The 22,181-nt window shown below is 44.3% G+C and carries 21 protein-coding genes; 11 read left to right on the plus strand and 10 right to left on the minus strand.

What is annotated here, in order from left to right; genetic code table 11:
• Positions 1–419: 419 nt before the first annotated feature.
• Positions 420–2,522 carry a S9 family peptidase gene (locus P0M28_RS22715; RefSeq protein ID WP_302205372.1) on the plus strand — a complete coding sequence of 701 codons (2,103 nt, stop codon included), beginning with the start codon at positions 420–422 and terminating at the stop codon, positions 2,520–2,522.
• Here the strand turns inward: P0M28_RS22715 and P0M28_RS22720 are convergent, their stop codons facing one another.
• Together P0M28_RS22720 and P0M28_RS22725 are read right to left on the minus strand one after the other, a co-directional pair.
• On the minus strand, positions 2,523–3,545 hold the full coding sequence (locus P0M28_RS22720; RefSeq protein WP_302205374.1) for a DUF6492 family protein: 1,023 nt from the start codon (positions 3,543–3,545) through the stop codon (positions 2,523–2,525).
• Positions 3,546–3,615: 70 nt separating this feature from the next.
• Positions 3,616–5,370 carry a sedoheptulose 7-phosphate cyclase gene (locus P0M28_RS22725; RefSeq protein WP_302205375.1) on the minus strand — a complete coding sequence of 585 codons (1,755 nt, stop codon included), beginning with the start codon at positions 5,368–5,370 and terminating at the stop codon, positions 3,616–3,618.
• A 501-nt stretch (positions 5,371–5,871) separates the two neighbouring features.
• Here P0M28_RS22725 and P0M28_RS22730 point away from each other — a divergent pair.
• From P0M28_RS22730 to P0M28_RS22755, 6 genes are all read left to right on the plus strand, one after another.
• Positions 5,872–6,726 (plus strand): O-methyltransferase, encoded by an 855-nt coding sequence (locus P0M28_RS22730; protein ID WP_302205377.1) that lies wholly within the window; start codon positions 5,872–5,874, stop codon positions 6,724–6,726.
• Positions 6,727–6,740: 14 nt separating this feature from the next.
• Positions 6,741–8,120, plus strand: coding sequence for an ATP-grasp domain-containing protein (locus P0M28_RS22735; RefSeq protein ID WP_302205378.1), 1,380 nt, complete (start codon positions 6,741–6,743; stop codon positions 8,118–8,120).
• The gene (locus P0M28_RS22740) at positions 8,117–8,302 is read left to right on the plus strand and encodes a hypothetical protein (protein WP_302205380.1); all 186 of its coding nucleotides are present in this window, start codon (positions 8,117–8,119) and stop codon (positions 8,300–8,302) included. The genes P0M28_RS22735 and P0M28_RS22740 overlap by 4 nt, the downstream gene beginning before the upstream one ends.
• A gap of 77 nt (positions 8,303–8,379) precedes the next feature.
• Complete coding sequence (locus P0M28_RS22745) at positions 8,380–9,471, plus strand: D-alanine--D-alanine ligase family protein (RefSeq protein ID WP_302205381.1); 1,092 nt, start codon at positions 8,380–8,382, stop codon at positions 9,469–9,471.
• Between the two features lie 136 nt (positions 9,472–9,607).
• On the plus strand, positions 9,608–10,012 hold the full coding sequence (locus tag P0M28_RS22750; protein WP_302205383.1) for an Xre family toxin-antitoxin system antitoxin: 405 nt from the start codon (positions 9,608–9,610) through the stop codon (positions 10,010–10,012).
• Between the two features lie 7 nt (positions 10,013–10,019).
• Positions 10,020–10,466 (plus strand): RES family NAD+ phosphorylase, encoded by a 447-nt coding sequence (locus tag P0M28_RS22755; protein ID WP_302205385.1) that lies wholly within the window; start codon positions 10,020–10,022, stop codon positions 10,464–10,466.
• Positions 10,467–10,652: 186 nt separating this feature from the next.
• On the opposite strand, the gene P0M28_RS22760 is transcribed toward P0M28_RS22755, so the two are convergent.
• The 5 genes from P0M28_RS22760 to rlmN all read right to left on the minus strand — a co-directional run bounded on the left by P0M28_RS22760 (position 10,653) and on the right by rlmN (position 15,919).
• The gene (locus P0M28_RS22760) at positions 10,653–11,756 is read right to left on the minus strand and encodes a serine hydrolase domain-containing protein (RefSeq protein ID WP_302205386.1); all 1,104 of its coding nucleotides are present in this window, start codon (positions 11,754–11,756) and stop codon (positions 10,653–10,655) included.
• A gap of 63 nt (positions 11,757–11,819) precedes the next feature.
• Entirely contained in the window at positions 11,820–12,953 is a 1,134-nt protein-coding gene (locus P0M28_RS22765) for a helix-turn-helix domain-containing protein (protein WP_302205387.1), read from the minus strand.
• Positions 12,954–13,104: 151 nt separating this feature from the next.
• Positions 13,105–13,875 (minus strand): TauD/TfdA dioxygenase family protein, encoded by a 771-nt coding sequence (locus tag P0M28_RS22770; RefSeq protein WP_302205388.1) that lies wholly within the window; start codon positions 13,873–13,875, stop codon positions 13,105–13,107.
• 2 nt (positions 13,876–13,877) lie between these two features.
• Positions 13,878–14,540 (minus strand): HAD family hydrolase, encoded by a 663-nt coding sequence (locus tag P0M28_RS22775; protein WP_302205390.1) that lies wholly within the window; start codon positions 14,538–14,540, stop codon positions 13,878–13,880.
• 326 nt (positions 14,541–14,866) lie between these two features.
• A complete protein-coding gene (rlmN, locus tag P0M28_RS22780) occupies positions 14,867–15,919 on the minus strand; it encodes a dual-specificity RNA methyltransferase RlmN (protein ID WP_302205392.1) in 1,053 nt (350 codons plus the stop codon).
• Positions 15,920–16,189: 270 nt separating this feature from the next.
• Between rlmN and P0M28_RS22785 the strand changes: the two genes are divergently transcribed.
• Complete coding sequence (locus P0M28_RS22785) at positions 16,190–16,615, plus strand: hypothetical protein (protein ID WP_302205393.1); 426 nt, start codon at positions 16,190–16,192, stop codon at positions 16,613–16,615.
• 74 nt (positions 16,616–16,689) lie between these two features.
• Positions 16,690–17,070 carry a hypothetical protein gene (locus tag P0M28_RS22790; protein ID WP_302205395.1) on the plus strand — a complete coding sequence of 127 codons (381 nt, stop codon included), beginning with the start codon at positions 16,690–16,692 and terminating at the stop codon, positions 17,068–17,070.
• Positions 17,071–17,279: 209 nt separating this feature from the next.
• On the opposite strand, the gene P0M28_RS22795 is transcribed toward P0M28_RS22790, so the two are convergent.
• From P0M28_RS22795 to P0M28_RS22805, 3 genes are all read right to left on the minus strand, one after another.
• The gene (locus tag P0M28_RS22795) at positions 17,280–17,912 is read right to left on the minus strand and encodes a hypothetical protein (RefSeq protein ID WP_302205397.1); all 633 of its coding nucleotides are present in this window, start codon (positions 17,910–17,912) and stop codon (positions 17,280–17,282) included.
• 21 nt (positions 17,913–17,933) lie between these two features.
• Positions 17,934–18,848 carry a mechanosensitive ion channel family protein gene (locus P0M28_RS22800; RefSeq protein WP_302205399.1) on the minus strand — a complete coding sequence of 305 codons (915 nt, stop codon included), beginning with the start codon at positions 18,846–18,848 and terminating at the stop codon, positions 17,934–17,936.
• A gap of 93 nt (positions 18,849–18,941) precedes the next feature.
• Positions 18,942–20,024 (minus strand): acyloxyacyl hydrolase, encoded by a 1,083-nt coding sequence (locus P0M28_RS22805; RefSeq protein WP_302205401.1) that lies wholly within the window; start codon positions 20,022–20,024, stop codon positions 18,942–18,944.
• A gap of 197 nt (positions 20,025–20,221) precedes the next feature.
• On the opposite strand from P0M28_RS22805, the gene P0M28_RS22810 reads away from it, so the two are divergent.
• Positions 20,222–20,746, plus strand: a complete 525-nt coding sequence (locus P0M28_RS22810; protein WP_302205402.1) for a TRAP transporter small permease subunit — start codon at positions 20,222–20,224, stop codon at positions 20,744–20,746.
• Positions 20,739–22,046: a TRAP transporter large permease gene (locus tag P0M28_RS22815; protein ID WP_302205403.1), complete on the plus strand. Its 1,308-nt coding sequence runs from the start codon at positions 20,739–20,741 to the stop codon at positions 22,044–22,046. Before P0M28_RS22810 ends, P0M28_RS22815 begins: the two co-directional genes overlap by 8 nt.
• Positions 22,047–22,181: the final 135 nt, after the last annotated feature.

Genomic DNA, 22,181 nt, shown 5'->3' on the forward strand with positions numbered 1-22,181 from the left:
TGCTCTGTCAAGTTTGAAATTGAGGGTTAGGCGACCGTGAGTTTTGATCCAGATATAGGCGCAAAAAATGAGCATAGCCGTAGCTACGCGATTTTTTTTGCAACGCAGAGATGGGTCAAAACTCGCATCGGATAACCCGAAGATTTAGGCTTGACAGAGCACTAGGGTTATTTTGGTTAATTGAGTACTTTTTTGCTAGCGAGCATTAATACTGGGTAGTATTTACTTTTCTACTTTAGGCAATAGCTTTGGTGAGAATCGCGAAAAGCCAAATAAGCCGCTTTTATTTGTTAGGCTTACCGTATATTTACTCAACATTCACTTATTAAGTACTTACAATGGTTGTTCTCTCTAAACTTACCTGCTTATCAATTATTTGGGGGATTTTGGTAGCTTGCCAATCTAACTCTGATTCCACTATGGCGAATAAAACTTCTGAAGCTCCCGATGCCCCCCAACAAGATTCAGTACTTTCTGTCCACGGCGATACTCGCGTTGATCCCTATTTCTGGATGCGCCTTACTGATGAGCAAAAGCAAGCAGAAAATCCCGACGAGCAAACCCAGCAGGTGCTTCAGTACTTAGAAGATGAGAACGCTTATACCGAAACGGTGATGCAAGATACTGAGGAGCTACAGGATCAGCTTTACGACGAAATAGTTGGGCGAATTAGTCAGGAAGACTCATCGGTGCCCTACTTTAAGAATGGCTACTGGTACTATACGCGCTACGAAGAAGGGCAAGAATACCCGATCTACGCTCGAAAAAAAGAAACACTAAAAGCTGAGGAAGAAGTTTTACTGAATGTAAACGAACTGGCTAAAGACTACGACTATTACAACGCTCGTGGTTTAAAGGTAAGCCCTGATAATAAACTGCTGGCCTTTGCCGAAGATACGCTGAGCCGCCGAATTTATACCATCCGGTTCAAAAACCTGGAAACCGGCAAGATGTTGCCCGATCAGCTTCCCAACACGCAAGGTGACGGTGCTTGGGCTAGCGATAATCAGTCGTACTTTTACACAACTAAGGATCAGGTGTCACTCTTGTCTAATAAAATTTGGCGGCACCAGCTTGGGCAAGCCGTAGATAATGACGAGCTGAAGTACAGGGAGGAAAATCCTTCATTTTATATTGGAGTTACCAAATCTAAGTCTGGTGATTACCTCATGATTTGGAATCAGAGCACGTTGGCTAACGACTATCATCTACTTCGCGCCGATCGGCCAGAAGGTGATTTTCAGCAGTTTACCCCCCGGGAAGAGGAGCATCTTTACAGCATTGAGCACGTAGGCGATAAGTTCTATGTCCGTACCGATTGGGATGCTCCCAACTACCGGATTATGGAAGCACCGCTGGGTAGTACTAACAAAGCGCAGTGGAAAGAAGTGATTCCGCACCGTGAAGATGTTTTTCTGGAGGATATGGATGTTTTTAGTCGGTACTTGGTGCTAACTGAGAAAGCGAACGCACTGCCTAAACTGCGGGTAATGAATACCCAAGCAAATGAAGAACACTACATTCAGTTTGATGAGCCCGCTTACGTGCTTTCATCGGCGACGAATCCTGAGCTGGATTCTGAAGTATTACGCTACGGCTATTCTTCTCTAACCACTCCTACCTCAATTTACGACTACAACATGCGTACGCGCGAACCGGAGCTAAAAAAACGACAGGAGGTAATTGGCGGACATAATCCTGAAGAATACGTAACTGAGCGACTATTTGCTCCGGCTCGCGATGGTAAGCAAATACCGGTCTCATTAGTCTATAAAAAAGGGGTGAGGGAAAACGCGTCAACCCCCTTGCTACTGTACGCCTATGGCTCATACGGAAGCTCTATGAACCCCTACTTCAGCAGTACCCGATTGAGTTTGCTGGATCGAGGATTTATTTATGCGATTGCTCACATCCGGGGCGGGCAGGAAATGGGAAGGGCGTGGTACGAAGACGGCAAAATGTTTAATAAGAAAAATACCTTCACCGACTATATTGACTGCGCTGACCACTTGATTTCAGAAAACTATACTGATTCTACTCAACTGTATGGCATGGGTGGTAGTGCCGGGGGGTTGCTAATGGGTGCCGTTGCTAATATGGCTCCCGACCGATTTAATGGACTGATTGCTGCCGTGCCGTTCGTCGATGTGGTTTCTACCATGCTGGATGAATCCATCCCCCTGACCACCAATGAATTTGACGAGTGGGGTAATCCTAAAAACCTAGAATCGTACCAGTATATGCTTTCCTACTCGCCCTACGATAACGTAACTGAACAAGAATATCCTAACATGCTAGTAACTACCGGATTATTTGACTCGCAGGTGCAGTACTGGGAACCAGCTAAATGGGTAGCCAAACTGCGAGACAAGAAGACTGATGATAATTTACTATTGCTAGAAACTAACATGGATGCCGGCCATGGTGGGGCTTCCGGTCGCTTCCAACGCTACAAAGAAACCGCACTGGAGTACGCTTTTTTACTGAAGCTAGAGGAAGAAAACGAGCAAGTTACGAATTGATTAAAGTACTTTTGCGGTAGTAACTTTACTGGGTGTCCAGCGAGAACGTAGCTCTTCAATGTGCATATTTTCTCGCCCTTTCTGTAAGTGGCGCGGACTACTTTCAAAGGATAGTGAAGAAGGTAGAATAGTACCAGCGTAGGCTTCCTGCAAAAAGTCCATTACCTGTTGATAAGACGGAAAAAAGGCTTCCCAGTCAGCACTGTTCATTACATACTTCTTACGAAAAGCAGCGGAAAATAATCCGGTGCCATCATCAAAAAATCGCTCAGTAGTCTGGCCGTATTTGTTGTAGGGATAATAATGTAAGTCTTGTGGTGCGTGATGGGCTACCCATGAGGCATATGCCCAGAACTCGCTAAAGGTACCAAAGTCGTTTGCCGAGCGCATCATCAAATTTGCCCAATGGTCATCAGATTGATAGTAAGTTTGCAGCCTTCGCTGAAACGAACGAAGGTGTTCTTGCTTAAACCATAAGTGGTGGGGAACGAAAGTGCCTTCCTTATCGATGAGCGGTTTTACATTTAGTGTTTTTTCAATCCAAGCTCTCCACTTATTCACAATAATTTCGTTCCCGTACTGATTGTGCTGCAATAGCGCAAACCAGTAGCTGGTTTTTTCATTTTCTGATTGGATGATCGGCCAACTATCTACTGGCAATAAGTCGGCATCCCACACCAAGTACCATTCGCTAAGATTGGGTATTCCTTCAACTGCTCCCAGCTTAAGCAACTGCTGGTAGAACCATCCGGGTTGATACAGTGATTTCTCTAGTTGCAATTCCCCACAAATTTGTGCTTTGCTAAAGCCCATGGATTGAAAAAACGACTCTTCGGGATAGGTAGTTAGTTGGGGAACATCCCAGTCTGTAGCTAGTTCGGCTAAATGTTGCGCCTGTTCTTGAGGGGAAATAACGTGAATACTACGAGGCTGGTACTTTACCAAAATTCCTTCTAGTACTGCCCGGGTATTCCAGCGTACTTGGAAGAGTGGCAATACAAAATCGTAAACAGGGGGCGGCATAGAATTACAATAGATTTTGAAAAAATAGGGTCGTGAACGCTATTTAAAGCAGTGCACGACCCTCGGTAAGTTATATAATTGTTTCTTCTATCGTATTCTGGTCAATTACTGGCCCGGAGTAAACTGTGGAAGGATCTTCTAACCCTACATCGCTGCACAGAGGCTCTACCCCGAGACCTTTGCGGGGGAATCGTTGGCAAACCTTGTGGTACTCGCTGATAGCTTGCCGTAGTTCGTCGCGGGTTAGTTGGTTCAAATAGCCACACTGACCCACGTTCCCCTTGGGTAGCGGTGCTACTAAATTACCGCCTCGCTTTTCGATCATCTTCTCCTGAGCAGCCCACAGGGTTTCTTCGTCTAGCAAAATATCGTGCCATAGACTTAGCTCAAAGGTGCTGATGAGGGTAAGAATACGTTGCAGTGCAGCTTCATCAATCCAGTCGTTACGGTAGCTCAGGTAAGCTCCCCAGCCCATCCCGATGGCTACGGCGTGTCCGTGTAGCAAGCCCGCTTTAATTTCAAAGCCCGGTGACCAAGTATGGCCGTAGGCGTGAGGGCGGCACTGGTGGGTTTCGTACAGGTTATCGTATTCGGCCTCTACGTAGCTCCGCATGGCAGCTCCCAGTATCTTTTGCGAAAAGTTGTTGATCTCGTCGTCTTCGTCACAGTTTACAGTTCCGAAGGAAGTATCCAACAAGCGAGTGTTGACCTGCTCTAAATAGCCAAATAGTTTGGCATCTTTGACTACTGCCATTTTGATGATTTCAGCAATACCGTGCCGCAGCCAGCCCTTATGGAGCGTAGAGAAAAACGAACGGTCAGTGATCGATAGTACCGGGGCGTGGTACGCTCCAAACAAGTTTTTGTAGCCAAAACCATCGCAGCAAGTACGGGGTGAAGGACCCGCATCAATACCCGCAACAATGGAGGTAGACAACATAATGTAGGGCGTGTTGCGATGGTACAACGCGCAGGCTAGTCCACCTGTATCGGCAATCACTCCGCCCCCTACAATTAGAACTGGTTCATTACGCGATACACCCACTCGTTTAAAGTCGCCGAGCATCTGCTCTACCGTATTGATTCCTTTATCAACTTCCATAGCCCGGTAGACCAATTTCTTAAATTCAATATTGTGATGTGCGAAATAGTTTGTTAACTGTTCGCCGTAGTAGTGTTCCACGTTTTTGTCTACCAAGCAAACACAGCGTCCTTTGGGAAGAAATTTGTCTACTAATAACGTATTATTAGGGTCTAATGCGTTCTCCGTAATACGAATAGAGGTAAATGTTGAACAACTCATCACCGCCTCTACGGCTTGGTCATCTTCCGTGCTCACGGTGTAGCCTTTGCTCTCGCGGTAGTTAGAAGTAGGATAAATTGCGTGCGGATTCTCCTCAACTAATCGTTCGGCTAGTTCGGTGTAAAACTCCGATTCGCCCGAGGCACGTAAACGATCCAGCAGCTTAGTGTCTGCCTCACGGGAAGCGTATACTCCTTCCGAAAACGCTTTCCACGCTTTGCCTTTAGTTTGGTCAAAGGCTAAAGCTACTTCGGCTAGTAAAGCAAAAAACTCTTTGAGCTTTAAATTGAGAGAGCTTCGGAGCTTACGACAAGCTGAAACTCCCTCAATCGCTCCTGCCGCAATAAATTCATCGCCTAACTCTTTAGAGAAAGCGGAGGTTTGAGTAAAGTCTATAAGCAAATTCTTAAACAAATCTTCGCGCAATAATTCTTCTAACTTCACTTCAGTACTGGAAATAGTGAATTGATTAGGATCAATTTCGCGGAGAAATGCCCGGATGGATTCAGTAATCTGACTCATCAAGTAAAATTTAATAAGGTAAAAAGAGAATTGTTATTTAATAATGCATTACAGGGAAGTAACGTGGCTAAAAAAATATTTGTTCAAGTTATTAGGGAATAATATTATACAAAATATACTCTATTTTATAAGCATAAATAACTAATCTAGAGATGATAAAAACGATTAAAATAAGTAAGTAGATATTCTGGTTTAGGGATAGACTTACTACCACAGCTGCTTTTTATAAAAACTCTCAATACTACTTGATACTAGAGGAAATACTCGCATCCATCTACCTGATTTCGCATTCTAAGGCTAGTTCAACAGGGATACATTTACTGTATTATGATGCTACAAAAACAGGGGGCTAAAACCAGTAGCGAAGTAGACTTGGTGAGTAAATCAATTAAAACCTTTGCTCCCTTGCACAGTTAGGCTTACAGAAAAAGCGAGTTTAGATAAGTTAGCTTAAACCTGCTTCTCTAAGTATTACTATCATTCATCAATTTTCTTTACTCCGTGGAAACCATAATACGTGACCAAACACAACTTAGACCAGTAACTCCTCAAGCCCATATCAGCTTTGAGCTAAGCCGTGCTTTGGATCTACTTAACAATATTGACCTTTCTTCCGATTTAAAGGAGCAGCTTTTAACTCATCTGAATAAAGCCTCCCGAATTAGTGCCCAAATGGAAACATATCTTTCATCGGTCACTCAACCACCTTCCGAATGCTTACGTGATTTGGAGCGGGCAACTCTGGCTCTTCCTTGGCAGGGTGACTCTGACTTAGCGCGTACGTTAGAGCCGGAGATGCTCTCCGGGCATCTGGAAGGGCAATTTCTCAAACAATTGGTGCGCTTCACTAAAGCTACCTCGCTGCTAGAAATTGGCTTGTTCACCGGTTACTCGGCTCTAGCGATGGCGGAGGGGCTACCTGAAAACGGTAAGTTGGTAGCCTGCGAATTAGACGAAACAATTGCTGACTTTGCTGAAAGCTACTTACAACAGTGTGCTGCCGGGCGTAAAGTTGACATCCGCCGGGGTAAAGCCGACGAATCGTTGGAGCAACTACGCTCGGAAGGGCAGTCATTTGACTTGGTGTTTATCGATGCGGACAAGCCGGGTTATCGTAAGTACTTAGATCAGTTGATCAGTCAGCCTAATTCTTTATTAGCCGATCAGGGATTGATTGTGGTAGATAACACGCTGTATCAGGGCGAAATTTACACCAAGCCTTTGGAAGAGATGTCAGAAAATGCTCAAGCTATTTATCACTTCAATGAATACGTGCGTACGCATCCGGAGCTAGAAGTGGTGCTCTTACCCATTCGCGACGGAGTGATGTTCATCAGTCGAAAGCAAAGAAGCTAGCTTTTTCATCTCGCATGCGGTTTACAACGCTTAGAGTGCTACTGCTTATTTACGTTACCCTGCCGCTTACTTTAGTAGGGTTGTTAGTAGCGCGGTTCGTGAATTATCGGAAAAAGATCACACCTGCTCGACAGATCTCTTCTTCCCAATCAGCGGTACTCATTACCGGGGGACGCATGACTAAGGCTCTTCATCTGGCGCGTAGCTTTCACGCTATTGGGTGGCGGGTAGTTCTGACTGACGGCGAAAAGTATGCCTACTGCGGGCCTAAGTATTCTGAGGTGGTCAGTGCTTTTCGTACGCACCTAGACCTCGCCAAAGTAGGCGAAACCGCTTACTTAGATAGTTTGTGTAAAATCATCATTCAGGAAAATATTGATTTGGTGATTCCGGTTTCATCCCCCAAATCGAGCTTGCCCGATGCCAAACTACAGTTGGTGATTGATGCGGCGGTGAAGAAAGGTATAAAAGAGAAAGCAACCGTCGTTTTTCACGGTACGCCCGAACAAATAGGTACGGTAGACGATAAGTTTCTTTTTTGTGAAAAAGCGAGCAAGCTGGGGCTTTCATCACCAAAAGTGTTCCGTATGACCAGCTACGCCGAAGTGGAACAGTTTTCTCTCGCCGATTATTCCGACCAATCTTTCATCTTCAAAAGCATCAATTACAATCCTACCGCTCGGCTGGACGAGAATGTGTTTGGCCCGGACGACCAAGAAAAACTGTTAGCCTACGCTCGTTCGGTAGACATTTCTGCCAAAAGCCCCTGGGTACTACAATCGTATATTGAAGGACGAGAATACTGTACCCACGGAACGGCGGTGAATGGTAAGCTTACCCTGTTTTGCTGCTGCGAATCATCGGCCTTTCAGGTTAATTATGCCCATGTGCATAAACCGACCATTGAGCAGTGGGTGGCTACTTATGTAGGTAAAGAAAGGCTTACCGGTCAGTATTCTTTTGATTTTATTGAAGAGCAGCAGGGCAATATATTTCCGATAGAATGTAACCCGCGAACCCATACCGCAATCACCACTTTTTATAACACCACCCGATTAGCCGAAAGCTATCTGGCTAAGCAAGACACGTCAGAAGAGCAAAATCTGGATAAATCTACGTCTGTAGTGCCCGAACCAAATGCCAAACCTACTTACTGGCTGGCCCACGAGTTACATCGGATATTCAGGCCCTTAGCGGGCGAAACCTCGCTTCATGCCGTGAAAAGGATCTGGCGAGGAAAAGAAGCTGTGTACGATCCCGCCGATCCGCGACCGTTCTTGATGCTGCACTACGTACATATTCCTTATTTATTACTCGGGTTACTCCGGCGGGGCAGCAAGTGGAAGCGAATTGACTTTAATATTGGTAAAATAGTAGAAGTAGGAGGGGATTGATGTTGCCGGAGGCCGGAGATCGGTCGCTGTGGGACAGCCCCTGTGGAACAGCGACCGGAGACCGGAGACCGGAGACCGGAGACCGGAGACCGGAGACCGGAGACCGGAATTTAAAATTGATCGTTGCTGGAACCAACCAGCTAATGAATAATGATGAATTGGCGTGGGACCCTGTGCAGTAGACAATGAGCAAAGCTAAACCTTGTACATCAAACTACGCTAACACCTGAACACTTCAACCTTCTAACTCTGTAGACCAATGACCAATGACCAACAGCCTCACCTTATTCACTTTATTGGTTCGCCCAGTAGCTGGTACGAGTTTCGTTTGTCGCTCATCTATGCTACCCAAACGATTGATTTTTCAGCGTATCGGGAGCAGTGTTTGCTGGTTTTTCCGGATGAACAGTGGTTGTTGCTGGATAAAACTCACCTAAAAGATTTTAGCAAAAAGGCACTGAGTGAAAGTCAGCTACCGAAAGGGTATAACTACTACTCTGAAGAAGCTGCTCTTTGTAAACTTCCGGAAGGCTTCACACTGATTTCTCACGTGTTTTGTCAAAAAGGTATGATCGGGTATCGAGTCGTTTTTGAGAAGATGCCCAGCGTACAATTGGTTGGCAGCAATGCACAAGTAATCCAACTAACTCAATCTAAATTAGCTACTAAGCAAGTGGTAGCTGAAGCGGGCTTACCAGTGCCGGACAGTATCGTTCTAGAGAGCGAAGAGAGCCTTCAAGCTTCATGGGCAGAAATACCCCAACTGGGCAAACAAGTGATCGTCAAGCCAGACGATACGGATAATTCTGTAGGGCTTTCATTGGTTCAAGATTCTTCCGATCGCGAAGCACTTACCGAAGCGTGGGAAAAAGCTAGTCAACAGTCTAATAAGGTTTTAGTAGAAGAATACATTGCTGGTCGGGAGATAAGAAGCTGCGTAGTTGAAACTAATAAGGGTTTCATCGTTCCGGCCATGATTGAGTATCAAGTATCTGACCAGCACCCAATTCGGGCGGAGGCAGATAAGCTTAGTTTGGATGCGAAGGGAATGCCGCTGGCTCAGAGTTCCTACAAAAATATAGCGGCTATCTGTCCGGCTGACTTAAATGAAAAGCTGCACGAAAAACTACGTTCTTATTCTATCCAAGCCCATCAGGTATTGGGCTGTCGCCAATTCTCTATCTTTGATTTTCGTGTATCCGATTATACTCAAGAAGCCTACCTCCTGGAGGCCGGACTGTACTGGAGCTTTAGCCCCCAGAGTATGATCTCCAAAATGCTTACCGCTACCAACATGGATTTTGCCGAGCTTTCACGACAGGTGGTTAATGAAGCTGCTGATAATGACTGATGACTAATGATTGGTAATTGATATGATTTTTATTCATCACTCATTAACCATTATGTATTATCAGTATTTTGTCTTAACTCTTTCGGCATTTGTTCGTATATTTTACTGATTGCTTACTTACTTTAATACTTAGTATATGGCTACTTCAGTCAGTTCTACAGTGGAATATGCTTCACTAGCCCAGATTCAATCCGCTCAACAAGGTATTCCCGCCGATGAGTTTTTTGCTGTGGCTAAACAAACGGGTATTTCTCAAGAAAAACTAGCTGCTTTATTGGAAATATCCCCTCGTACCCTGCATCGCTACCAACGAGAGGCGAGAAACCTAAATGCTAAAGAAAGTGAGTTATTGATAAAATTATCTTTACTACTGAAGCGGGGAGAAATCATTTTCGGATCTACGGATGCCTTTACTGCTTGGCTGTTTGAACCGGCTTACGGACTAGACCGTCAGGTCCCCTTTGAACTACTATATACTAGTGAAGGGGTAAATGTGGTTGCCGATGAAGTAGAGCGAATTGCCTTCGGTGATTTAGCCTGATACCAGAGTGGAAGCGTATCGGATTACCCACACGCAGTATGCTGACCAGCTTTATGCTTCTGGCAGGTCGGCTCGTTGGAATACCAAGGGACAAGAAGTTATTTACACCGCCGGTTCTCGGTCGCTAGCCTGCTTAGAAAATGTTGTCCACCGCAATGCCCGAGGGTTAAATGCCCAGTTCCGAGTCATGGTCATTTACGTACCTGATGCGCTGTATTGCGAATCAATAGATGAGTCTGTACTACCTAATGATTGGTATGAGCACGCAGAAGTATCCCAGTGTCGGGAAATTGGTGACACTTGGCTAACAGAAAATCGGTCGGCAATCCTACAGGTTCCCTCTGCCATCATCCCTACCGAGTGCAACTATTTATTAAATCCGGGACACCCAGAATTTAGTCAAATCAAGTTAATTGCTACCGGACCTTTTCGGTTTGATTGCAGGATTAAGTAGTGGGCAGAAGAATTATTTCCGATTTTTTCAATAGACAAGATATTACGCACCCGCAGAAATTGATAGGGTTGAGGGCGCAGCGTAGTGAATAGTGGGGTACTCATTTTAGGAGTCACTAATCATTAAATCAGATGTTCGTTTATACTGATAAGTCAGTAAAGCTAGTTGACCACTATACTATGCTTTCTACTTACCTAATTGGTCAAACTTCTCTTTTACTGCTGTGTGAAGATGTAGAACATCGGTTCGCCAACCGTCTCTGTTTTCTTTCATGAAAAATAGCCCTGATGATAGCAGGGAATTACCCGTAAAGTTCATCTGCGAAATGCTGAGGTTTCGTTTAGGATCAATTAACAAGAACTGACCGCCAAAACCGTCGAACCAGATTGTCTGTTCGTCCTCGTCAACCCACCAAGAATAGCCGTAAGCATCATAAGGGCCTATGCTACGGCTGAATTTGGAGTGGGGCTGAGCGCTGTCTCTAATCCAGTTCCTGCTTACTATCTGTCGATTTATCCATTTTCCTTGTTGGGCAACCATAGCACCAATTTTGGCGAGGTCTCGGGCGCTGATGAAAATCCAATAAACGGGGTAGTCTGACTGCGTTTTATTGGGTACGGGCCAGGGGCTATTATAGACAATGTTGCTGGTAGAAAAATCTTGAAAGCCCAGTGGCTTGGCAAGGTGAGCTTCCATAAATTCACCAATGGACTGCCCTGTCTTTTTCTCTAGGATAAACCCAAGAACATTGAAGTCAAAATTATTGTAAAAGTAGAATTCACCGGGTTTATACTGTTCTCTTCTAGGTCTGTTTTTCTTAGCATAATCGGTTTCCGCTTCGGCCGGTAAATATATGCCCGAACGAGCCATTAGTAAATCCCCAATAGTTGCTGTCTTTTCCTGAGCAGTCAGTGGGGTTTTACTTTCGTCAATGCCTAATTCCTCCAGGGTTTCATCGAGTTTCAAATATCCCTGATTGAGAGCAATTCCAATAAGGAGGCTCATAATACTCTTCCTGACAGAATGAGCGTTGATGAGTTTCTTGGTATCACCAACCTCGAGAGCTATTTTTTCTTGATGGATAATGACAACGGCTTGAGCATTGTTGGCTGTATCTCGAATGTAAGTTGCTAACGATTCCTTTGTTTCTTCATCCATTAGCTGAGATTTGAGAAGGTCAGTACCGTATTCGCTCGGACGATAACTCACTCTTGGCACTAGCGAGTAAATAAAAAACGCTACAAAAGCGGTAAGAAAAGTAATTCCTGAAATCTTGATTGTTTTTCGCATTTTTAGTGCAATAATCTTGATTTCAAAGTGCTCATACTTCTCAAAACATGTTTTGAGAGATAATTATGGCTTTTTCAGGTGATCTTTCCGATACCCGGTGGGTGATTTTCCAGTAACTTTTTTGAATATCCGGTAAAAGCTTGCCTCCGAGTTAAACCCAGCCTCATAGGCAATCCCCAATACAGACAGGTGGTTGTACAATGGATCAACTAGTTTCGACTTTACCTCCTCAATTCTATACTGATTGATCAGCTCACGAAAGTTCTTACGATAACAAGAATTGATAACGTAGGATAAGTCACTCTGGGAAGCTCCAATGTTGTGTGCTAGTTCGGCAGCCGACAGTTCTGGTTTTAAATACTCTCTATCTTTTTCTAGAGCGACCTCAATTTTTTTCTTTATTTTTTCTATCTGTTGTTGAGAAAGCTGCTTGGTTTTTGTCAGTGTTTTAGAAGTCTTTTGGGGCGCGTAATCGCTTTTCTGATACCCCACAAACCCTAGATAATAGATATGAATGGCAACGATGATGTAAAATAGTTGCCAGCGTAAAAAACTCGAAGATTCAAAGGAAAAGATTCTATCCAAGAAGATGTTTACCAATGACAAAACACTGACTACTAGCAATTGCAGTAAAATATTTCGTAACCAATTAAAGGTAGGGTACGATGAATCGGAGGTATTACGCCCTAGCCAGCGTTTGTATTTTCTTAACTTGAAGAGTCCGACTGTTAGATAGGCGAATGCAGAAATCAGTGTGAGGTAATCCTCGATAAATTTTACCTTATCAAAATGAAAACTTTGCGCGATAGCGTCCTTGGCAGCAGGGTCGGTTACCGCTAACACATTAAAGTATACAATTAGTGAGTAGGTTTCTGAAAGTATAAATGGCAGGAAATGAAGAATAGCCCATCTGTTTATTTTAGCTTTTGGCTCAATAAGCAGAATAGCATAGAAGTAGATCAGGGGTTGAATGACCAGATCTACTGCCAAAGGAAAATACCGGAAAACGTGGGTATTCCATAGACCTAGTGTGTGCAGCAAGATTTTGCTACTAAGCAGGCAAAAGGCAACGATGGCGAGAGCGAGATAAATATTACTCTGGTGAGTCTTCTTCAGAAGTGACAATAGACTAGTTATTAGTCCTTGTACAATACCAATAAGAATAATAATATCGAATAGCGAAAAAGCCTGATTCAAGAACAATGGATTTCAGTCGATGCAAAAACACTCATTGTTGCTAATATAGGCTTTACTACGCTCAGGTCAAGTAATTGAGGTAGCTCAACAACAAATGATGAATAACAACGAGAACGTATTATTCACCAATCATTCGTCGTGAATCATCAAATCAAATAACCATGCCTCGGTGAAATACTCGGTCTCCCACTACGGCGGAATGATCAGCCCGGTGAAGGGTGCAGCGGTTGTCCCAGATTACCACATCGCCCGGTTGCCAACTGTGGCGGTAGATACGTTGCTCTTCAGTAGCGTAGTCGTAGAGCTTCCGAATCACTTCGTTTCCCAGTGAAGTATTGCGAATAGCTACGCAACGCTCCGGGGTTGACAGGTAAATAGTTTTCTTACCGCTGATAGGATGGGTTAGAAAAAGCGGGTGCCAAGTTTCAGTTTCACTGAGTTGGTGTTCATCCTGATTAATACCCGTGACCTGATGTAGCACTTCTGAGTTTTTCAATTCTTGTTTCAGTGTATCGTCCAACTCATCGTAGGCTCGGTATTGGCTGGTAAATAGCGTTTCGCCCCCGGAGGCTGGACAGTCTATAATTTTTAGTGCAGTAAAGGCTGGGGTCTTTTTTACATAGCTGGTATCGGTGTGGAACACAGAGCGGGGCGGTGTTTTTCTACCCTTATTAGATACTACGTTGAGCCGAGGTTCGTCAGGAGCATGTTTTTCTCCTTCGGTAAACGTAAGCTCACCCAGCTTACTCAGAAAGTTGGCAAAATCAGTATCACTCAGGGTTTGATGATGAAAAACCGCTACGCCATGGTTGGCCAAGGCTGCCTTTATATCATCAATTTCCTGGTCAGAAACCTCTTTAAGCGGTTGGCTGCCGGTTTCTTCCAGCACAAAATCTGACCCATCTACTGAATTAAATTTCATTCTTAGGCCGCTTTGCGTTGTAACTGATCAAAATCCAGCGAAGAAAGCTGCGCCTCCGCTCCTTCAAAGTCGTGCGCTTGGGTATTGGCTCCGCCGAAGGCATAGCTGGAAATACCTGCTGCCTGGGCAGCCGACAGGCCATCCTGGTTGTCTTCAATTGCTTTAGCCTCACTGGCCTCAACTCCTAATTTTTCTAAAGCTAACTGGTAAGCATCGGCGGCTGGCTTTTTGGCTTCAACCTGACTGCTATCAATGATTACATCAAAAGTATCAGCCGAAATTTCGGTTGAAAGGGCGCCCAATAAATTATCTATATTTTCGCGGCTAGTCGTGGTTACCAAGCCTAGTTTTATGCCTTCTTCCTTTGCTTTCCGAATGGTATCGGCAACTCCCGACCGGGGTTGAATGGACTTTTCCTGGAGCAAATCCTGAAAAATTCTTGACTTAGTAGCGTGAACCGCTTCAGCATCTACCGTTTCACCTTTACTTTCGGCAAAGCTCGCAATTCGCTGTTTGCCTCCGCTATCTTTAAGCAATTCTTGGTACTGTTCACGGGGCCAGTTCCAGTCTAAGTTATGCTCGTTAAACGCCTGGTTAAAGGCTTCACGTTGTAGTTCTGAGGTTTCGGCCAAGGTGCCGATAGATCCAAAAAGTAATGCTTTCATAGTTGTAGTTTTGTGTACCGGATAAACTATGACATCAGGTGGATGTTTGTGCTACTTACCGGTTTTTAGCAATTATAGTGATGTATACTTACTCACGCTCTACCAGTGATCCGGTCACTAGGTATTTATTAATGCCAGCACTTGCTTTCTATACGCTTTTTTAGGTGGGGTGAGCCAAATAGTATGCTTTTATAGCTCATATTTATGCATTATATTGAGCTATAAATTAAAATATTTGGCGCATAGCATTGGCCGAGTTTCAATTACAGATGCCTATTATACAAGCAGAGGACTTGCAAGCTTAACGGAGCTTTTGGTGGTTATTTTCACTTCTGCTTAATCGCCAATTGACCACAGGCGGCATCAATATCTTTGCCTCGGCTACGACGTACGTTCACGGTTACCCCTCTATTTTCTAAGTAGCGGGCAAATTGATCGAGGCGGTCTTCTTCGGTATTCTTAAAATCAGCTTCCGCGATGGGATTGTACTCAATCAGGTTTACTTTGCTCGGTACGTACTTGGTAAATTGCCATAGTTCTTTGGCATCTTCCAGCGTATCGTTAAAGTCGTAAAACACAATGTACTCAAAGGTGATGCGGGTGCGGGTTTTCTGGTAGAAATACTGCAAAGCTTCGCGTAGCACTTCCAGGTTGTTACTTTCATTGATCGCCATAATCCGGTTGCGCTTTTCATCGTTAGCGGCGTGTAGTGAGAGGGCCAGATTAAATTTCACCTGATCGTCGCCCAGCTTTTTAATCATCTTGGCAATACCGGCGGTGGAAACCGTAATTCGTTTGGGCGACATATTTAGCCCTTTAGGTGAAGTGATGTGTTCAATAGATTGTAGCACATTGGCGTAGTTGAGCAGTGGTTCACCCATACCCATGTACACAATATTGGAAAGCGGGACCTGGTAGTTTTCCTCGGCTTGTTGGTTAATAAGAACAACCTGATCGTAGATTTCGGCCGCATCCAGATTGCGTTTACGATCCATGTAGCCGGTAGCGCAGAACTTACAGGCCAGCGAACAACCTACCTGTGAGGATACGCAGGCCGTCATGCGTGAGTCCGTAGGAATCAATACGCCTTCTACCAAGTGGCGGTCGTGCAGCCGAAACATAGATTTTATGGTCTGGTCGCTACTAACTTGCTGTTCGTCTACCTGCAACGCATTGATCGTAAAGTTGTCTTCCAGTAACTCCCGCGTAGCTTTGGAGAGGTTGGTCATCTCAGCAAAGCTGGTGGCTGACTTCTTCCACAGCCACTCTTCCACCTGCTTCACCCGAAACGGCTTTTCCCCGGCTTCAATCAGAAACTCCTGAAGCTTTTCTGGTTTTATTTTACGAATGTCTTTTTTAGTAGCTACTACTGGTTCCATGCGATAAAAATACGTTTACACCTAAGCAACGATAAATGGGAATAGTAAAGTTTTCGTCTTACCGTAGTTTTTCTATTTGGCAAGAAGGGCTCTATTACTAATGGGGTGAATTATCTAATATCTGGAGAGAGAATATAATGTTAAGTTTTTGTTAAGTGGTTTTGATATTATAGCCTTTTTTATACCTTACAAATGAGAATTTATTTTTTACAATCTTATCGCTTCCGTAATACTTTTTATATCTTTTTTAAACCCTCTAAATTTCAAAAAATGACTTTTTTAAGGAAGAATTTACTCTTAGCCTTAGTGTTAGCCCTAATTACGTACGCTTGTACTAATCAGCATGACCAAGAAGCATCTTGGGAGGATTTAGATTATGAGTATAATCAACTGGAAAAATATAGATGGGAAATGCCACATTCTGCCCAAGAGTTTCGCGAAACATTTAAACTTTCGCGCGATGAATTTGCTGAGTTTATTGATTATGCGAAAGAAGGTAATTTGGCCTACATGGATAAGTTCTATGCCGAGCAAGTGTTGAAAAGAAATGTAGAAGTAAGTGCCGAAGAGTATCAAGAGTTTGAAAGGTTTTACAATGAAACTAATTGGGAAGAAGAACTCAAGCACGGAACGGGAAGTATTGATTTTGATAGTGAAAAAAAAAATCAACGTGGAACCCTGACGATAGAACCTTAGTTCCAGCCCACGCACGCTGCTGCCGTACCTCTTGCGGTACACGTCCCGAAGATGATGAAGACTCTCGCTCTATTATGCCTATTGGTATGGGAGTATTTACAAGCTGTCAAGGTGGTGGTAGCGGGAGCGGAAATACCGGTTCAGATGATGTAACAATAATTAGGGTCAGTTTCGCTAGTAAAGGTTATACTACAATTCATTTTACGGTTACTTACAATTATACGACCCATCAAACGAAGGTAACTTCTTACAGTACTGGTGAAACTAGAACAGGAGGAGTATGGCATCAGCAAGAACATTACGGACAGGCAGATGGAGTAATTGGTATAGCTCAAGTTGAAGGATATTGGGAGACTTTTTACGGAGGTAGAAGAGCTTATACTTACAGAATTGAGCATGAGAGGAATACTGGTAGAGTAAATGTTCGAGATGTAGATGATCGTCGTAGCCATTAATTAATTTAACTTACGGAAGCAGAGAAAGCACTCTTTAGGGTGCTTTTTTTGTTTAGAGATCATCGGTTTTAGTAAAACTAATCCAACAATAATTTAAATCAACTTCTATTTATTATTCAACTCTTTCGCCAAATTCAGCTCAGAAAGCTTGATGCCACGCCAACAACCAAAGTTGGATAGAAAGTTTAATGTGGGTGGTTATTCTTATTTTACTGCGTTACCTGCACTGTATCCGGCGGATAGATCACTCCCAATGCCCGGTCTATTTGTTTAACTACTTCCCCTTCTAAGTCGGCCAATTCAACAAACCGCATCGATAGGATATTGATCGTTTTGATTTCTTCTGGGTCAACCGGGGTATAAAGCACCTGAATAAAGGAAGGCATCAGCTCTTCGGTGATAAACCCTTGCGAAGTATATACTTCGGTGGCAGCGGTGACTATATTGTAGTCAAACTCAGCCACAATACCCGTGGTTACTGCCGCGTCCCAAGAAGTACTTTTCGGAAATTCAGGAAAAAACGAAGATCCGTTGGAAATAAGACCAAGTACGTCAGAGCTAAAATAACCTTGTTGAGCCAGGTAGGTTCGAAGAGTGTCTTGTTCGTCGGTGGCTGCCCGGCGAAGGTTGCTGATAATTGTTTGGTGAATATGCATGGCTGAATCCAGTATCCGCCGATTATCTTTCATTTCCTCAATAATACGTTCTAAAGCGACCTCTTTTTGCCGTTCGATTTTCTGATTCTCCGCGTAGCGATTGATAAATAGTGCGAACAAAACACTGAATACAATCAGCGCGCTTTCTATCAGCAGTCGTCTGAATCCTTTTAGTCTGATTTTCATGAGAATTTACTGTGATAAGTATCAATCTTTACCGTTACCATTCAGTGCCGCCCCCAAATTAAGCTCGGATAGTTTCGTGCCGCCTTTAACACCGAAATCTAACGTGCGGATGGGGAACGGTATGGTAATATCGTGGGCATCGTAGGCTTTTTTGATGGCAATAAATACCTGATTGATAATTTGTAAAATGGTGGGTTCGCCCGGAAAGGTAATCCAAAACCGGAGGTTAAAGTTGATGGAACTATCTTCAAATTCGTAGTAATCAAAAATAATATCCTTGTCGGTTCGTACTCCCTCCACCGTTTTTACAGCATCTAGTGTCACTTGTTGTACTTGCTCTAAATCTTCGCCGTAAGAAATGCCAATTTTTAAGTCAATGCGTCGCTCACCCGTAATTGTGTAGTTGATAATTTTCTTCTGGATGACATCTTTATTGGGAATATACACCTCCTGCCCCTGAAAGGTACGAATAACGGTCAGGCGAAAGTCAGTTCGGTCGAGAGCACCGATAGTACCGTCAATTTCTACGACATCGCCAATGTTGAAAGGCTTTTTAAAGGCTAAAATAACCCCCGCAATAAAGTTGGCAGCAATATCCTGAAAGGCAAAACCCAAAGCGATACCAACTACGCCCAGTCCGGCAATGAGTGAAGTAACGGCTTTGTCTAACTCTAGAATCTCTAGCACGACAAATACTCCCAAGCTAAGCCCCAGGTAGTATACCAATTGAGTCAGTAAACGCTGAATGCTAACATCTTCAGTAGCGCGCCCGATAATCCGGGCAAATAGTCGCCGTCCCAGACGAGCCAGATTTAGGAAGATGACGAAAGTCAGAATCGCTAAGACTAAATTGGGTAGCATGGCAGTCAGCTTTTCTAGCCAAATATCTATTTTATTAAAAATTGTTTGGAGGGCGCTATTGACATCAAATTTCATAAAAGTGTAGGGTTGGTGCGGCCAAGCTAGTAAGTTAGAAAAAATCAAATGGGAAAGAGAACATGATAAGTGCTGATCTTTAGCAATTTCCGTTTACCACCGTATTCCTACTCTCATATCTATAAAATCGGCTACGTGACCGTGCACCTTAAGGGACACTCCAGCATTAAGTAACTTTCCTAATTGGTAGTAAATCGCGTAGCGTTGGAAGAATGATTTATCGCCTGTGGTTTGAGGTTGATAAGCGTTGTAGCCCATCTGCTGGGTAAAAGATAGTTTGCCGAAGACCAAAGCGTGCCCTAGGGTAAGTGATAGCCGTAATGGAACGGACTCATTATTTTCGCGTCGGGCCTGTTCAGCTTTAGCACCATTATAGTATAGCTCAGCCCCAGCCAAAAAACCATTAATATTACTGACCGGTCGTAGTGCCCCAGTTTCTATACCCAGATTTAGGTAGCTACTACGCTTGTATAGTGCGTTGGCTTCTAACGATCGGCGCGATCCGCCTAAGTACAAGTAGCGGTGCCAGGGTTGCACTCGTAAACCCGGTTGTCGGGCGTGAGTAGGAAATTGCTGATCACCAAAGTGTTTTTCTACTCCTAAAGACAGGGTAGGAAAGTTCATGCCCTTGTTAGGAGATCGTATGCCACCGTTGCTGATGTGGTTATAATTAGCAGACAGCCGTAGTATAGCATCTTCTTGCAAGCGATAATTCAGGGTAAGGCTGGCTAAGCCAATAAAACTAGTGGATGAACCAAAGAAGAGGTTATTCGGATTAGTTATTTCATCGTAAATTTTCGTTAAATAGCTAACTCCCACTTCGCCTCGAAGGGTTATAAACCAGTTTTTTCTAAAACTCAGATAAGGCTCACCAAACATGGTGAGATTATACGATTGTCCTAGTTCTTGAGGGTTTTGAAAGTCAAAGTACGTAACTCCGACTCCCACTTTTGTAAAGCAATTGCAACTAGCCCAGGCATCGGCGCTTTTCAGTACACGGCCAGCCTCTAGGCCAATTCCCCACGGGGTACTGTTAGCGAGGCTTTGCAGTACGGTAGCGTGAGGAATAATGAAGCCAACGTGGCTTTTCACCCCTACGTAAGGAGTATTTTCCTGCGCTAAACAGCCCAGGCTATTTACCAAAAATAGACTGGCTACAATAAGCGATATTTTCATAGTAGCAAAACTTAGAAAGCCATACGGATGAAAAATACAGTTGCTGGCGTAAGTATGGCTCTCGAGTAAGATAGATATATGGGATGAAAATAATTTCTGTTGGGCAGAATTCATCGATATTTTCCGGAATTTTGATTTCCTTTTGAATCGGAGAATAAATATTATCTTTGAAAAGCTACCCAACTAACCTACTACACTTGAAAAACGCACTTATCACTATCAGTACTATTATTGATCGGCTCAATGAGAGAGTTGGACGTGGGGTAGCTTGGCTTACTACCGTATTGGTATTAGTGATTGTTTACGATGTGGCAGCTCGCTACTTGTTTAACACTTCGTCGGCGGGTATTGTGGAGCTAGAGTGGCATTTGTTCTCCTTCATTTTTTTGCTGGGAGCGGCTTACGCACTAAAGCACGACCGCCACGTGCGGGTTGATGTATTCTATCAGAATTTTAGTCCTAAGAAGCAGGCTTGGGTCAACCTGATTGGTACATTGCTATTCTTGATTCCCTTTTGCGTAGTAGCAATGGTTGCCGCCTGGAAATTTACTATCAATGCCTGGACTATTCAAGAAGGTTCGCCCGACCCCGGGGGCTTGCCCGCTCGTTACGTGGTAAAGGCGGCTATTCCACTAGGCTTTTTGCTATTACTGCTACAGGCAATTTCATTATTTATCCGTTCCCTGCTCACCCTTACCGAAACTGCCCGCTCGTATGATTGATGCGCTACCGCTGATCTTATTTCTGCTCATCTTTATACTAATTCTGTTTGGGTTTCCGGTGGCGTTTACGCTAGGGGGAGTTTCAGTGCTGCTTGGGCTGTTTATCTTTGATGTAGACTTCTTCTATCTGCTGTCGCTGCGGGTGTACGGAACCATGACTAACTACGTACTGCTGGCGGTTCCACTCTTCATCTATATGGGGATTATGCTGGAAAAGTCAGGGCTGGCGGAGAGTTTATTGGAAACGATGGCCTTATTGTTCGGAAAGTTTCGGGGAGGCTTGGCCATTGCCGTAGTGGTTGTCGGAGCGATGCTGGCGGCTTCTACTGGAATTGTCGGTGCTACCGTAGTAACGATGGGGTTAATCAGTCTGCCTACCATGCTCAAACGGGGTTACAGTCCCGAATTAGCTACCGGAACCATCGCTTCTGCCGGAACGCTGGGGCAGATTATTCCGCCTTCGGTGGTGCTGGTTTTGCTAGGCTCGGTGTTGAACGTATCGGTAGGTGACTTATTCACGGCAGCATTGATCCCGGGTTTAGCGTTGGTGGGTTGCTATTTATTATACGTAGTAGGAATGGCCTACTTCCGACCGCAGCAAGCCCCGCCTATGCCGACTGAAGAGATAGCGCAATTTCGGGCAGGAAACATGACGGCTCAAATTATTAAAGCATTTGTGCTTCCGTTTTTGCTGATTATAGCGGTGTTGGGTTCTATCTTCGCCGGAATTGCTTCACCTACCGAGGCGGCAGCAGTGGGAGCTTTTGGTGCCTCCGTACTTACTATTATTCAGGGAAAGTTTACGCTACCTGTGCTGAAGGAAGTGATGCGGGAAACGACCCACCTCACTTGTATGGTGTTTATTATTCTGGTAGGGGCTACCGCTTTTGCGTTGGTTTTTCGAGGTTTAGAAGGTGATCGCTATTTAGTAAGCTTGATAGAAAGTGCTAACCTAAGCCCAATGGCTTTCCTAGCGATTGTAATGATTGCCGTATTTATCGCCGGGTTTTTTATTGACTTTATCGAAATTATTTTCATTATCGTTCCGGTGGTGGCTCCCATTTTCGACCGCATGGGCATCGACCTAATCTGGATTGGCATTTTGCTGGCGATGAATTTACAAACCTCTTTTCTCTCCCCTCCTTTCGGTTTTTCCCTTTTTTACCTAAAAGGAGTAGCTCCTCCCCAAATTACTACGGCGCACCTATATCGCGGAATTGTGCCCTACATCATCATCCAGCTCGTTTTCCTCGCCCTAATTATCCTCTTCCCTGAGATAGTAACAGTGTTGTTGGATTAGGGTAAACGGAGACCGGAGACCGGAGACCGGAGACCGGAGACCGGAGACCGGAGACCGGAGACCGGAGACCGGAGACCGGAGACCGGAGACCGGAGACCGGAGACCGGAGACCGGAGACCGGAGACCGGAATTTAA

Origin of the sequence: Tunicatimonas pelagia (genome assembly GCF_030506325.1) — a bacterium.
Classification (GTDB): Bacteria; Bacteroidota; Bacteroidia; order Cytophagales; family Cyclobacteriaceae; genus Tunicatimonas; species Tunicatimonas pelagia.

Coding starts and splice junctions, on each gene's coding strand:
- P0M28_RS22745 (WP_302205381.1), top strand. CDS start 8,380: ATGACCAATGACCAACAGCCTCACCTTATTCACTTTATTGGTTCGCCC.
- P0M28_RS22785 (WP_302205393.1), top strand. CDS start 16,190: ATGACTTTTTTAAGGAAGAATTTACTCTTAGCCTTAGTGTTAGCCCTA.
- P0M28_RS22760 (WP_302205386.1), bottom strand. CDS start 11,756: ATGCGAAAAACAATCAAGATTTCAGGAATTACTTTTCTTACCGCTTTT.
- P0M28_RS22715 (WP_302205372.1), top strand. CDS start 420: ATGGCGAATAAAACTTCTGAAGCTCCCGATGCCCCCCAACAAGATTCA.
- rlmN (WP_302205392.1), bottom strand. CDS start 15,919: ATGGAACCAGTAGTAGCTACTAAAAAAGACATTCGTAAAATAAAACCA.
- P0M28_RS22805 (WP_302205401.1), bottom strand. CDS start 20,024: ATGAAAATATCGCTTATTGTAGCCAGTCTATTTTTGGTAAATAGCCTG.
- P0M28_RS22725 (WP_302205375.1), bottom strand. CDS start 5,370: ATGAGTCAGATTACTGAATCCATCCGGGCATTTCTCCGCGAAATTGAT.
- P0M28_RS22800 (WP_302205399.1), bottom strand. CDS start 18,848: ATGAAATTTGATGTCAATAGCGCCCTCCAAACAATTTTTAATAAAATA.
- P0M28_RS22720 (WP_302205374.1), bottom strand. CDS start 3,545: ATGCCGCCCCCTGTTTACGATTTTGTATTGCCACTCTTCCAAGTACGC.
- P0M28_RS22795 (WP_302205397.1), bottom strand. CDS start 17,912: ATGAAAATCAGACTAAAAGGATTCAGACGACTGCTGATAGAAAGCGCG.
- P0M28_RS22770 (WP_302205388.1), bottom strand. CDS start 13,875: ATGAAATTTAATTCAGTAGATGGGTCAGATTTTGTGCTGGAAGAAACC.
- P0M28_RS22775 (WP_302205390.1), bottom strand. CDS start 14,540: ATGAAAGCATTACTTTTTGGATCTATCGGCACCTTGGCCGAAACCTCA.
- P0M28_RS22790 (WP_302205395.1), top strand. CDS start 16,690: ATGCCTATTGGTATGGGAGTATTTACAAGCTGTCAAGGTGGTGGTAGC.
- P0M28_RS22750 (WP_302205383.1), top strand. CDS start 9,608: ATGGCTACTTCAGTCAGTTCTACAGTGGAATATGCTTCACTAGCCCAG.
- P0M28_RS22815 (WP_302205403.1), top strand. CDS start 20,739: ATGATTGATGCGCTACCGCTGATCTTATTTCTGCTCATCTTTATACTA.
- P0M28_RS22735 (WP_302205378.1), top strand. CDS start 6,741: ATGCGGTTTACAACGCTTAGAGTGCTACTGCTTATTTACGTTACCCTG.